The organism is Donghicola tyrosinivorans (assembly GCF_003003355.1).
In the GTDB taxonomy this organism is placed as follows: Bacteria; Pseudomonadota; Alphaproteobacteria; order Rhodobacterales; family Rhodobacteraceae; genus Donghicola; species Donghicola tyrosinivorans.
On sequence record NZ_PVTQ01000038.1, the window covers coordinates 1 to 12,772 of the forward strand.

Annotated in this window: 12 protein-coding genes and 2 pseudogenes; 12 read left to right on the forward strand and 2 right to left on the reverse strand. The window is 57.2% G+C overall.

What is annotated here, in order from left to right; genetic code table 11:
* The 6 genes and pseudogenes from CLV74_RS22020 to CLV74_RS22035 form a co-directional block, all read left to right on the forward strand.
* On the forward strand, positions 1 to 201 hold a 201-nt coding region (locus CLV74_RS22020), incomplete at its 5' end, for an IS3 family transposase (RefSeq protein ID WP_146135008.1).
* Positions 202 to 452 (forward strand): annotated as a pseudogene (locus CLV74_RS23300) (transposase); the annotation flags it as partial.
* Positions 441 to 659 (forward strand): annotated as a pseudogene (locus tag CLV74_RS23305) (transposase); the annotation flags it as partial. The pseudogenes CLV74_RS23300 and CLV74_RS23305, both read left to right, overlap by 12 nt.
* A gap of 126 nt (positions 660 to 785) precedes the next feature.
* Positions 786 to 935, forward strand: a complete 150-nt coding sequence (locus CLV74_RS22950) for a hypothetical protein (RefSeq protein WP_170108135.1) — start codon at positions 786 to 788, stop codon at positions 933 to 935.
* Between the two features lie 92 nt (positions 936 to 1,027).
* Positions 1,028 to 2,035, forward strand: a complete 1,008-nt coding sequence (locus CLV74_RS22030; RefSeq protein ID WP_170108136.1) for a LacI family DNA-binding transcriptional regulator — start codon at positions 1,028 to 1,030, stop codon at positions 2,033 to 2,035.
* 98 nt (positions 2,036 to 2,133) lie between these two features.
* Positions 2,134 to 3,303, forward strand: a complete 1,170-nt coding sequence (locus CLV74_RS22035) for a Gfo/Idh/MocA family protein (RefSeq protein ID WP_106269046.1) — start codon at positions 2,134 to 2,136, stop codon at positions 3,301 to 3,303.
* A 78-nt stretch (positions 3,304 to 3,381) separates the two neighbouring features.
* On the opposite strand, the gene iolG is transcribed toward CLV74_RS22035, so the two are convergent.
* Together iolG and CLV74_RS22045 are read right to left on the reverse strand one after the other, a co-directional pair.
* Positions 3,382 to 4,371: an inositol 2-dehydrogenase gene (gene iolG / locus CLV74_RS22040; protein ID WP_106269048.1), complete on the reverse strand. Its 990-nt coding sequence runs from the start codon at positions 4,369 to 4,371 to the stop codon at positions 3,382 to 3,384.
* A gap of 1 nt (position 4,372) precedes the next feature.
* On the reverse strand, positions 4,373 to 5,389 hold the full coding sequence (locus CLV74_RS22045; protein ID WP_106269050.1) for a Gfo/Idh/MocA family protein: 1,017 nt from the start codon (positions 5,387 to 5,389) through the stop codon (positions 4,373 to 4,375).
* A gap of 193 nt (positions 5,390 to 5,582) precedes the next feature.
* On the opposite strand from CLV74_RS22045, the gene CLV74_RS22050 reads away from it, so the two are divergent.
* The 6 genes from CLV74_RS22050 to CLV74_RS22075 all read left to right on the forward strand — a co-directional run.
* Positions 5,583 to 6,542, forward strand: a complete 960-nt coding sequence (locus CLV74_RS22050) for a sugar phosphate isomerase/epimerase family protein (protein WP_106269052.1) — start codon at positions 5,583 to 5,585, stop codon at positions 6,540 to 6,542.
* Between the two features lie 317 nt (positions 6,543 to 6,859).
* The gene (locus CLV74_RS22055; RefSeq protein WP_106269054.1) at positions 6,860 to 7,825 is read left to right on the forward strand and encodes a substrate-binding domain-containing protein; all 966 of its coding nucleotides are present in this window, start codon (positions 6,860 to 6,862) and stop codon (positions 7,823 to 7,825) included.
* Positions 7,826 to 7,935: 110 nt separating this feature from the next.
* Positions 7,936 to 8,943: an ABC transporter permease gene (locus tag CLV74_RS22060; RefSeq protein WP_106269056.1), complete on the forward strand. Its 1,008-nt coding sequence runs from the start codon at positions 7,936 to 7,938 to the stop codon at positions 8,941 to 8,943.
* A gap of 2 nt (positions 8,944 to 8,945) precedes the next feature.
* The gene (locus tag CLV74_RS22065; RefSeq protein WP_106269058.1) at positions 8,946 to 9,770 is read left to right on the forward strand and encodes an ATP-binding cassette domain-containing protein; all 825 of its coding nucleotides are present in this window, start codon (positions 8,946 to 8,948) and stop codon (positions 9,768 to 9,770) included.
* 130 nt (positions 9,771 to 9,900) lie between these two features.
* The gene (locus tag CLV74_RS22070; RefSeq protein ID WP_106269060.1) at positions 9,901 to 11,823 is read left to right on the forward strand and encodes a bifunctional 5-dehydro-2-deoxygluconokinase/5-dehydro-2-deoxyphosphogluconate aldolase; all 1,923 of its coding nucleotides are present in this window, start codon (positions 9,901 to 9,903) and stop codon (positions 11,821 to 11,823) included.
* Between the two features lie 123 nt (positions 11,824 to 11,946).
* Positions 11,947 to 12,772, forward strand: an 826-nt coding sequence (locus CLV74_RS22075; RefSeq protein WP_245888660.1) for a thiamine pyrophosphate-binding protein, incomplete at its 3' end; no start/stop codon positions are given.

A 12,772-nucleotide genomic window follows, 5' to 3' on the forward strand; every position in this document is an offset into this window, starting at 1 on the left:
TGCGTGATCGGTCTCTTCAAAACAGAAGTGATCAATCAGATCGGGCCATGGAAATCGGTCCGTGACGTCGAATGGGAAACGCTCAAATGGGTCGATTGGTATAACAGCCGCCGCTTGCTGGGACCCATCGGATACATTCCGCCCGCTGAAGCAGAGGAAGCATTCTATGCAAACCTGAAGTCAATCGATATGGTCGCCTAGTCGTTGAACAAAATACCCTCCGGCAAAGTCGGGGCGGTTCAGAAGGCATTAACGGCGGTCATTCAGGAAGCCTATGTTCATGGCGTCTCGACGCGATCCATGGACGATCTGGTGCAGGCCATGCGTTGCACGGCAGGCGCATCCGCAGGATGCTGCCGAGAGGGGGCGGGACTGGGATCTCGAAAAGCTAGGTCAGCCGTCTGTGCGAAGAGATTGATGACCGTGTCGATGCCTTCCTGACGCGGCCGATTGAGCGCCTAAACGGCGAGATCAAGCGCCGCACGGACGTGGTCGGGATCTTTCCGAATGAAGCTTCAATCCGCCGCCTCGTCGGCGCAATCCTGATGGAACAGACCGAAGAATGGACCGTGCAGCGCGGCCGCTATCTGACACTGGAAACGTTGGTGCCAATCTGCAATGATGTCGTGGTCAGCTTGCCTGCAGCGCAGCGCGACTGACCAGCTCGGCCCGCCAGTCAGCACGAGGCCCGCTATGAGCTACACCATCTCGTGGGACATCATCTTTCCAATCTTTCCATCAACCCGCCGCCACCGTGGCAGCATAGTTTGAGAGAGGAGCATACAATGGATATCAAGGTTCTAGCGATTGGTTTAGGGAAGGCCGTTTGCCCTCTTGTCGGGCTGGATGAAGTGGGAGCGGTTGTATTTCGCATACAGTTCCGGCGGCATCGGCTATTGGAATTTCTGTTACGCATTCCACCGGTGATTGGTTAATGCTGAAGTCTCCGGTGCCCACAGACGTTTGGGTGGAATTTGCTAAGTGTGTACGAGAATTAATGTCACAATCTAAAGAAAAGCGCCCCACGATGTCCGATGTTGCAGCGCTGGCAGGTGTCGGATCCGCAACGGTTGATCGCGTTTTGAACGAACGTGGCAATGTGCGTGAAGATGTGCGAAAAAAGGTTATCGATGCCGCTCGCAGCCTTGGATTGCGTCGACAGCTTCCGCCTTCTTACAAGCCTACTATCAGGATTAATCTGATCCTGCCGCGCCCGACGTTGCCGTTACTGGCCAGCATGGCCGAGGAATTCAAGAAAATCGCTCGAAATCTGGAGCGGTCTATTCTGCTACAGGTTTCTACATTAGCGGATGAAAAACCTCAGACCATTGCAGCAGCTCTGAAATCGACGCTCTGCGATGCAGTCATTGTCTATGCGCAGGACCATCCACTGATCCGGGAAGCCATCGAGATTTTGCACGACCGGGATGTGCCTGTGGTGACGATGATCTCTGATGTTTTAGGCACGCGGCGGCTGGCCTATGCAGGGACTAATCAATACGCTGCTGGCCGCTCGGCGGGCTTTTTTGTAGGGAACATGGCCCGTCAGGGGGGACCGGCGATAATACTGTGCAACCAGCTTGGGTTTCAGTCACATGCGCAAAGGGTAGAAGGTTTTCGTGATTACTTGAAACAAAACGCGCCAAACATCGAAATTGCCCGGATTGTTGAGGGACTGGATGACCGATCAAGATCACAGGCTCTGCTGGAGACGGCTTTCCGCGAGATCCCTGATGCTGTCGCTGTCTATAATGTCGGGGCGGCAAATCTGGGTGTACGGGCTGCGATCGAACGCAACATCCTGAACGAGAGACCGCTGTTCATCGGTCATGAACTCACCAAGTATACCTCGCAAATGCTGCGGGACGGGATCATGACCTTGACCATTGATCAAAGCCCGCGCTTGCAGGCCCAATTCGCGATTGACGTTTTGCTAGATCATTTCGGCTACGAGGATGTGCCCGTGTCGTCGCCCTATGTCTCGCAGGTACCGATCGTGCTCTATACAGCCGAGTATATTCCGACGGATATGTAACCACGCAGCTCCCGTGATGGATTTCCATCAGCTATTCTCCTGCGGGCTGCAACCTTGGTGACTATGAGCGAATGACTGCAGTCACGGAGGGATTTCAAATGTCTGCGCAAGGAATTGCAATCATCGGCGCTGGAATGATCGGCGCCGCTCATGCCGCCGCTTATCGCCAGTTTGCACACCAGTTTGGTCAGGCCAGCCTTCGGTTGAAGACCGTTTGTGATATGAACGCATCTTTGGCACAGGAACTGGCAGCGAAATATGGCTTTGAGGAGATCAAAAGCGACTGGAAGACGGTGCTGGCAGATGACGAGATTGCTGTCGTATCGATTTGCTTGCCCAATTTTCTTCATACCGAAGTGACCATGGCTGCGCTTGCCGCAGGTAAACATGTCTTGTGCGAAAAGCCTTTGGCGTTGAGTGCGGACTCTGCTCGCCCCGTACGGGATGCCGCCAAAGCTGCTGCCTGTACTTCGGGGACAGTATTCAATTATCGCCGCATTCCTGCGCTCGCAGAGCTAAAGGCGCGTATTAGTGCGGGAGAGATTGGTGATCCGGTTCAAATCTCTGTTCGTTTTCAGTGTGACTATGCGGCAGATCCGCTGCTGCCACACTCATGGCGCTACGAATTTGCCAAGGCGGGACCGGGCGCATTATTGGACATCGGAACCCATGCAGTCGATGTGATGCGGTTCCTCTTTGGGGACATCAGTGAAGTGGTGGGGGCGACATCGACGATATCGGTACCTGATCGCTATTTGCCCCTTTCAGCATCGGTTGGTCACGGGCATGTAGAACTGTCCGACCAAACTGCGAAGGTGGACAACGATGATGTAATGTCGGGCCTTGTACGCTTCGTGAACGGTGCGCAAGGCTTTGTCACTGCGAGCCGCGTGGCCATCGGGTACGGCAATCTACTGGCTGTTGATCTGTTCGGAACCAAGGGATCGGCGCGCTTCTCGACAGAGATGCCTTCATTCTTTGATTTAGCTCGCTTTGATGACGACGCAGCGGGTGCATTTGTTCGGGTTACGAACCGTCCTGCATCGCCAGCGGTTGGCGATCTGGCGGCGGTACCTCATGGGTTGGTTTCAGTCGGCTATGCCGAATGGTTCGGCTTCATGATCCATGAATTCCTATCCGCAGTTCAGAACAGTACACCCTTTGAAAACGGCTCCATCGAAGATGGCTTTCGCGCGGCGCAAGTGCTGGATGCGATTCAGCTTGCCAGTGCATCGAACGGCCCCGTTCAGGTTCGGTGGCAGGACTAGGGTCGCACCATCAGTCAAAGGAAAAGGCGCCCGTCGGGCGCCTTTTTTATGCGTGTCGTAAGAAGCAGGAGCGCGCTTCTAGATCTTAACCCTTTTCCCGTCCCGAACCGACGCCACGCAGGCATTCGCGATCCGCAACGCAACTACCCCGTCTTCGCCGGTAGTGGCAGGGGCGCGGTCCTCTTTGATGCAGGCCACAAACTCTTTCATCTCGCCTGCATAGGACGGCACATAGCGGGTCATGAAAAAGTTCATCAACGGAGCTGTCGCAAAGCCATCCGCATTGCCAATCCGCACCGTGTTTTCGTGGAAATTCGAGACATCCACGACACCGGCAGAGCCGTGAACCTCGACCCGCTGATCATAGCCATAGGTGGCACGGCGCGAGTTTGTGATGACCGCCTGCTTGCCGCTTGCAGTTTCAAGGATCACGTTGACGCTGTCGAAATCACCGATATCTGCTAGCTCTTGTTTCACCAGAACCGATGCGTGAGCCGAGACAGAAACGGGCTCTTCGCCCAACATAAAGCGGGCCATGTCCAGATCATGGATCGTCATGTCGCGGAAAATCCCGCCGGATGTGCGCGCATAAGACAAATCAGGCGCCCCAGGATCGCGCGAGGTGATCACCACCATCTCGACCGCGCCGATTTTGCCGTCGGTGATGGCCTGACGGGCGGCCGCAAAGTTCGGATCATAGCGGCGGTTGAACCCAAGCATCAGTTTAACGCCAGCGGTTTGGGCAATCGTCACAACCTGTTGGGCGCGTGCCAGATCCAGATCGACCGGTTTTTCACAGAAGATATGTTTGCCCGCCTTGGCAAAGGTCTCGATCAGGTCGGCGTGAGTGCTGGTCGGGGTACAGATCAGAACGCCATCGATCTCCTCATCTGCTGCGATATCTTCCGGGGTTGCGACGCGGGCCCCTGTGCGGGTCGCCAGCTTTTCAGCAGCCTCGGCGCAAGGATCGGTGACAGCAACCAAGGTCGCGTCAGGGTTCGCAGTGATTGCGTCCGCATGGACGTTCGCGATGCGGCCAGCGCCAATGAGGGCAAGTTTAACAGTCATGTCAGGCTCCTTTGACATCGGCCCAAGTGCCACTGGCAGCGGACGCAAAGATTGCATCGGTTACCGCAGCGTTGGCGCATGCGTCGGTCAGGTCGAAATAGGGGGCAGGTTCGCCGCGGATTACTTTGGAAAAATTGGTAACCTCGGCCTCGTATTGGTCTAGCGCCGGAAACGCGATCGGGGTGATGTCGGAGTTCGCGTGATCCTGTGAGGTGTCGATCAGGATCTGGTTCGGATCGACACGCGACGGGACATAGGCTTGGGGAAGAGTGATGAAGGCCTTTTCACAAACGATCTGGATTGATTGCGAAGACGCCGTTGCCAGGGACACCATAAAAGTTGCCTGACGTCCTGCGCCGAAATCCAGGATCACCGATGTGAACATGTCGATCCCGTTGGCATTCTTGTCCATGATCGCAAAGACGCGCAGAGGTTCGGCGTCAAAGACATAGCGGGCGGCCATCGCGGTATAGCAGCCAAGGTCATAATGCGCGCCGCCACCCCATTCAGGTTTCTGGCGAAAGTCCTCTTGGTTGGTCATGGTGAAGGACAAAAGCGACGAAAAGGTCATCGGGCGTCCATAGGTGCCTTCGTCCAGAATTTCCCGCAGCTTGATCCAGCGAGGCTGCTGGCGCACCATGAAAGCCTCGGAGATCTTCAGCGCGGGGTCAACGCCTTCTAGTGCTTCTAGAGCCGCGGCATCCATTGCAGCGGGCTTTTCGATCAGCACATGCTTTCCCGCGTCTGCTGCCTTGCGGGCCCATTCTACATGCAGGTGGTTCGGTAGTGCGATATAAACAGCTTCCACCTCGGGGTCGGCCAGAACCTCGTCATAGCTGCCATAAGCGTTCGGGATGCCGAATTTGTCGGCCATAGCGCGGGCGCGGGTAACATTGCGTGCGCCGAGCGCATAGGGCGTGCACCACGCGCTGGCCGTCATACCAGGCAAGATTGCCCCTTCGGCGATGCGGGCGGCACCCAATATGCCCCATTTCACGGGGGCTGATTTCAAACTCATTCTGTTTCCTCCCAATCAGGTGTCCGGCGCGGCCGGAAGTCATGAGTGTTCCCGTCTTGTCATGGGGTCTGCAGCCAAGCAGGCCGTATTGTGATGGATTTCGATCAGCGTCGTGGATGGAGCGCTGGCGCCGTTGGCGTACCTGCTGAAATCAACAGGGGTGCATGCCCTGATGTTTTCCAGAGGAGACAACATGAAAATCGGATTCGTGTCGGATAGCCTTGGCGGGCTGTCTTTTAATGAAATGATGGACGCAGCAGCGCGTTTGGGCGTGGACGGGGTCGAGGTAAACACAGGCGGCTGGTCTACGGGGCCGCACTTTGACCTGAATGGGATGAAGACGAGCGCAGAGGCGCGGCGGGGATTTCAAAAGGCGTTCGCCGATCGAGGGCTAGAGGTGATTAGCCTGAATGCGAACGGTAACCCGACCCATCCAACGGAACCCCATCAGGCCGAGTGTCTGAAGGACACCATCCGTGTGGCGGGCGAGATGGGGATTAATACTGTCTGCACTATGTCCGGTTTGCCAGCGGGTCGCGCAAGTGACCTTATGCCGAACTGGGTTGTGTCCACATGGCCGCCGGAAACCCGAAGTATCCTTGATTATCAGTGGAACGAGGTGCTGATCCCCTTCTGGACAGAAATCGCAGCGCTGGCCAAGGAGTGGGGGGTCGAGAAGATCGCTTTGGAAATGCATGGCAACCAGTGCGTCTACAACGTTCCTACCTTGCTGCGACTTCGGCAGGCCATCGGGCCGGTGATCGGGGCCAACCTTGACCCCTCGCATCTGTTCTGGATGGGAGGTGATCCTTTGATGATTGCCGAGCAATTGGGTGAGGCCATCTACCATGTCCACGCCAAGGACACGATGCTGAACACGCCGGTTCAGGCGACCACTACTCTGCTGGAAAACGGCGAGCTGACCAATATAGCTGCCCGTTCATGGACCTATGTTACCTTGGGGATCGGCCATGACGAAACATGGTGGCGACAATTCTGCTATCGTCTGAAGCTTGGGGGCTATGACGGATGGCTTTCAATCGAGCACGAGGACATCATCCTGAACTCGATGGAGGGATTAGAAAGGTCTGTATCCCTGCTCAAGGCTGTTACGCCCCGATCTGCATCCGATTACAGGTTACAGGCAATCTAACAATACGCCAAACCGACCAAAACTCGCGGCTCCCTTCGGGGAGCCGTTTTGCATTTTGGCATACAGCACATCTCATGAAATGGGATGAACTTTTGGGAATATATAGTTTCTTTTGGCCGTGATGGATTTCAATCAGCTTGAAGCAGGCCCTTCGAACGTTGCGGCAATATACCTCCCATACGTTCACATTCTGGGAGGAGCGTGGTTCGAGGTTTGACGGTTCAGAACGGTCTATCCGAAGCAAGGCGCAGGTGATTTTGCGTACCCAGTTCAGTCTTTGCCCTCGAAAAGGGGCAGTGATACGGGAGGAGTATCAAATGAAATTCACTAAGAAAATTAGTGCCGCATTGTTGGCATCTGTTGCATTGGCAACGCTCGCAGCACCTGTTCTGGCCGCTGATATCGCGGTCATTGCAGGTTCGGCGAATGATGCGTTTTTCAATCGCATCAAGAAGGGCGTCGACGATGCCACACTCGTCATCGAAGCTAACGGCGGTTCGGTCAATTACCTGACCACACAGAACTACGACAACTTTGGTCCTGATCTGGTGCAGTTGATCAACACCGCTGTCAGCCAAGGCGTCGATGGCATCGCGATCCCCGTATGGATCGCCGAAAGTCAGGTTCCAGCGCTGAAAGCTGCGGCAGAACAGGGCATCAAGATCATGATGTACAACTCTGGCGCCGATGTGAAAGACGACATTTCGGGCATCAATTACTTTGGTTCAGATGAATTCGTGGCTGGCGAAGCTGGTGGCAAATATCTGGCCGAGCAAGGCGCAAAGAAGATCCTGTGCCATATTCACGTTCCAGGTGCGGTGAACCTCGAGACCCGCTGCGATGGCGTGGTCGCTGGGGCAGAGGCAGCGGGAGCCGAGGTCGTCCGCCTGCCCACTCCGGCGAGCATTGACTCTGATGTGACCGGGACCTCGGAAGCTTTGAAGGCAGAGCTTCTGAAAGACCCCTCGATTGATGGCATCATCACATTGGGCGCTTGGTCGGCAGATGCAGCTGCTGTTGCGATCCAGCAATCGGGCCGTCCGGTGAAACTGGGTAACTTTGACCTGAGCCCCTCGGTATTGGATCGGATCAAAGGCGGTACTCAGAACATGGTCATCGACCAACAGCCCTACGCGCAGTCTTTCCTCGCTGCGACGATGCTTGCTGCGTACATCGACTTTGGCATCGACCTGCCCACTGACCCCATTCTAACCGGTCCGGGCATCGTTGATGCAACAAACATCGATGCGGCCCTCGCTGGCGTCGAGGCTGGCGCGCGCTAGACGCCATCGGTTCCGGCCCCGCCAATCTGGCCGCTGGGCCGGAACCCGCGCTGTTAATCCTTCAAAATTTTCAGATGCCTGCCCGCAACGGGCAGCCGAGAGGAACTCCTATGGGTAACCTGTCATTCTCCTCCCTGATCAGGCGCCCGGAAGCCGGCGCGTTTCTGGGGATGGTCTTTGTCTTTCTATTCTTCAGCCTCTTCGGAGGCAGTACCTTCACCTCTTTTGCAGGCGCCGCGAGTTGGCTCAACGTTGCTGCAAATCTTGGCATCATCGCGATCCCCATCGGCTTTCTGATGATCGCCGGAGAACTTGATATCTCGATCGGGTCGATGGTGCCCGCGTCCTCAATGGCAATCGGTATTTTGTCGGGCTATTGGGAGCTGCCGATCGCTGTCGGTATCATCCTCACGCTGTTGTTCGGAGCCACAGTCGGGCTTATCAATGGGCTGTTGGTCCTGCGTACCGGTGTGCCGTCCCTGATCGTGACCATGGGCACCCTGTTTGCGGTCACCGGTATCACACTGTTCTTGTCGATCTATATCACCAACACCACTGCTGTATCCCTGTCTGCTCCGGAATGGGCGCGGGCGGTCTTTGGCAGCTTCTACTTCAATTCCTATCAGGTGATCATCGCGTGGTGGCTAGGACTGACGGGGCTCTATGTTTTCTTCCTGCACTATTCGCCTTGGGGGAATTGGTTGCTTGCAATGGGCGGCGACAAGGAAAGTGCGCGAAATGCTGGCATCCCAACCGAAAAGCTGACTGTCGCCTTGTTCGTCCTGTCTTCGACCAGTGCTGCGTTTGTAGGGCTGTGCCAGACGATCCTGTTCAACTCGGCGCAGGTGTCGTCAGGGATGACGTTTATCTTCAACACCATCATCTCTGTGGTGATCGGCGGAGTTCTTCTGACGGGCGGCTTTGGTTCGGTGATCGGAATTTTCTTTGGAACACTGACCTTTGCTATGGTGAACCAAGGCATCTATTTCACTGATTTTGATCGAAACCTGTCGTCTTTCATCATCGGTGTGATGCTGCTGATCGCGGTTCTCATGAACAACACTTTCCGCAAGATGGCCGTCAGTTATACCGGTCCCAAATCGAAGAAGCGAGGCTGAAGATGGTACAGTCTACTCCTGTTATCGAACTTCGGAACGTCGATAAGTCGTTTGGACCGATTGATGTTCTTCATGAGATTTCCCTTAAGGTAAAGGCGGGCGAGGTTCTGTGTCTGCTAGGGGACAACGGCGCCGGAAAATCCACACTGATCAAAACACTTGCGGGCGTTCACAAACCGACAGCTGGAACGATCCTGCTTGATGGAAAGCCGGTTGTTTTCGACGGCCCCCGTGACGCTCAAGAGGCCGGGATTTCCACTGTTCATCAGTTTGGCGGAACCTTCCCTCTGATGAGCATCGGCCGGTCATTCTTTGTCGGCGTCGAGCCCAAGAAAGGTTTTGGTCCATTCAAAGTTTTTGACCGAAAGCAAGCCAACAGTATTGCTGTAAAAGCCGTACAGGATTTCGGGATCACCCGCATTACCGACGGTGACCGATTGATCGGAGGATTGTCCGGAGGTGAGAGGCAGTCTCTAGCAATTGCCCGGGCCGTTCATTTCGGTGCACGCGTTCTGATCCTGGACGAGCCCACTGCGGCCTTGGGGGTAAAGCAGGCAAGCCATGTGTTGCGCATCGTAATGGAAGCCAAAAAGCGTGGTATAGCGGTGATTTTCATCACGCACCAAGTGACCCATGCAATGGCTGTGGGTGATCACTTTGCTGTTTTGATACGCGGAGCTCTGGCGGCCAATTTCATGCGAGGTGATAAGTCGCGTGAAGAAATCACTGACCTGATGGCTGGTGGCGAGGCTTTGGCTGATCTGGACCAGTATATCGATGGCTACAAAGAAACCCATCAGGGGCATCCACCAAACGTGACGGGATAATGGCGGAAACCTTATTGGAAAACCTTGCAGTTGCTGAGGGGGCTCTGCCCCCTCTTGGCCCATTTTGGGCCAATTCACCCCCGCGGTATTTTTACCAAGCTGAATGTTTGGTGCATGGAGGGAATTTGGGATGCTTGATTTGGATGTAATCACCATTGGGCGTGCTGGTGTTGATTTGTATGGGGCTCAGGTTGGTGGGCGTTTGGAGGACATGGGGTCTTTCGAGAAGTACATCGGCGGCAGTCCGACGAACATTGCCTGCGGGACGGCGCGTTTGGGGTTGAAGACGGCTCTGATTTCCCGTGTGGGCGATGAGCATATGGGCCGGTTTATCCTTGAGCAGCTGGCGCGTGAGGGGGTTTGTACCGACGGGGTTGTGACCGACCCCGAGCGTCTGACCGCTTTGGTGATCCTTGGCATTCGCGATGAGGAGCAGTTCCCGCTGATTTTCTACCGCGAGAACTGCGCGGATATGGCCCTGTGCGAAGACGACATTGATGAGGATTTCATCAAGCGGGCGCGGGCGGTTGTGGTCACGGGCACGCACCTGAGCCATCCTCGGACCGAGGCTGCGGTGATCAAGGCGCTGAAGCTGGCCCGCAAGCATGGGCTGCGGACCGCGCTGGACATCGATTACCGCCCCAATCTGTGGGGCGTGGCGGGCCATGGCGACGGCGAGAGCCGCTTTGTGGAAAGCGCCAAGGTGACGGCGAAGCTGCTGTCGAGTTTGCATTATTTTGACCTGATCGTGGGCACCGAAGAGGAGTTCCACATCGCGGGCGGCTCGACCGATACGGTGAAGGCGCTGCGCGCAGTGCGCGAGAACTCGGGCGCGACGCTGGTCTGCAAGCGCGGGGCTTTGGGCGCGGTGGCCTTTGAGGGCGACGTGCCGGACAGTCTGGATGATGGCCAGACCGGCGAGGGCTTCCCGATTGAAGTTTTTAATGTTCTGGGCGCGGGCGACGGCTTCTTCTCGGGGCTTTTGAAGGGCTGGATGGAGGATGCCGGTTGGCCTGTGGCGCTGAAGTATGCCAACGCCTGCGGGGCCTTTGCGGTGAGCCGTCATGGCTGCACGCCGGCCTATCCGAGCCTGACCGAGCTGGAGTTCTTCCTGGAGCGTGGCGTTAAGCAGAAGGACCTGCGCAACGATGCGGAACTGGAGCAGATCCACTGGTCCACCACCCGCTACACCCGCAATGCGGGGGATTGGTCGTCCATGCGCGTCTTCGCCTTCGACCACCGTCTGCAGTTGGAAGAGATGGACGGCTACACGCTGGCCAAGGGCGGCGCGTTCAAAGAGCTGTGCATGAAGGCCGCCACTCAGGTGCAGGATGGCCGCGATGGCTATGGCATTCTGTGCGACAACCGCATCGGCCGCTCGGCCCTGCACGCAGCGTCTGGTTCGGGTCTGTGGATCGGGCGTCCGACGGAATGGCCGGGCTCGCGCCCGCTGACGCTGGAGCCGGAACTGGGATCGGACTTTGGCGGTCTGGGCCAGTGGGCACGGGAGAATGTGGTGAAGTGTCTGTGCTTCTGCCACCCCGATGATGATGCGGCGACCCGCGCGGATCAGGAAGCGACTGTGAAGCGCCTGTTTGAGGCCTCGCGCCGGAATGGGCTGGAGTTTTTGCTGGAGATCATCCCGTCGAAGGTGGGTCCGGTGGATGAGGACACCACAGCGGTGTTGATCCGCCAGTTCTACGAGATCGGTGTTTACCCTGACTGGTGGAAGCTGGAGCCTCTGAAGACGGCGGATGCCTGGGCCAAGGCCGTGGCGGCGATCGAGGAATATGATCTGCACACCCGCGGGATCGTGGTTCTGGGTCTGGATGCCCCCGAGGCAGAGCTGGCGGCCTCGTTCGAGGTGGCGGCGGGCTTTGGTCTGGTGAAGGGTTTTGCTGTGGGCCGGACGATCTTTGGTGATGCGGCACGGGCCTGGATGAAGGGCGAGATGTCCGATGAGGCGGCGATTGCGCAGATGGCCGAGCGGTTCACGCGGCTTTGTGCGGTGTGGGACGGGGCGCGTGACGCGGCCCGCCGGAACGCGGCGTAAGGGTTCGGGGGCGGTTTGGGGCTCTGCCCCGCTCGGGCAAGCCCTCGCCCCCCGAGGTATTTGGTCCAAGATGAAGAAAGCGGGCCCGTTTTAACGGAGCCTTTACGGGTTTGGGAGATAAGCATGGGCACGATCCGGCTGACAGCGGCGCAGGCCATGGTGAAGTGGCTGAGTGTGCAGATGGTTGAGGCAGAGCCATCGGGCAGCGAAGCGGTAGGGCATGGGGCCGTATCGCCCTCAAGTAGCGAAGCGGTAGGGCAACCGAAGCTGGAGCGGTATATTGATGGCATGTGGGCGATCTTTGGCCACGGCAACGTGGCGGGGATCGGTGAGGCGCTGCATGCTTACCGCGATGTGTTCCCGACCTGGCGGGGGCAGAATGAACAGACCATGGCCCATGCGGCGATTGCCTATGCCAAGGGCATGAAGCGGCGTCGGGCGATGGCGGTGACCTCGTCCATCGGGCCGGGATCGACCAATGTGGTGACAGCGGCGGCGCTGGCCCATGTGAACCGTTTGCCCCTGCTGATTGTGGCGGGGGATGTGTTTGCCAACCGCAAGCCCGATCCGGTCTTGCAGCAGGTGGAGGATTTTGACGACGGCACGGTGAGTGCGAGTGACTGCTTCCGGCCCGTGAGCCGCTATTTTGACCGGATTACGCGGCCCGAGCATCTGCTGTCGGCGCTGCCCCGTGCCTTGCGGGTGATGACCGATCCGGCGAACTGCGGCCCTGCGACGATCTCGTTCTGTCAGGATGTGCAGGCAGAGGCCTATGATTGGCCCGAGGCATTCTTTGAGCCGCGGGTGTGGCATATCCGGCGCCCGGGCCCGGATGCGGGCGAGCTGGCCCGTGCGGCCGCTGCGATCAAGGGGGCCAAAAACCCTGTGATCATCGCCGGTGGCGGTGTGATCTATTCGGGGGCCGAGGATGTGCTGGGGGCCTTCGCGC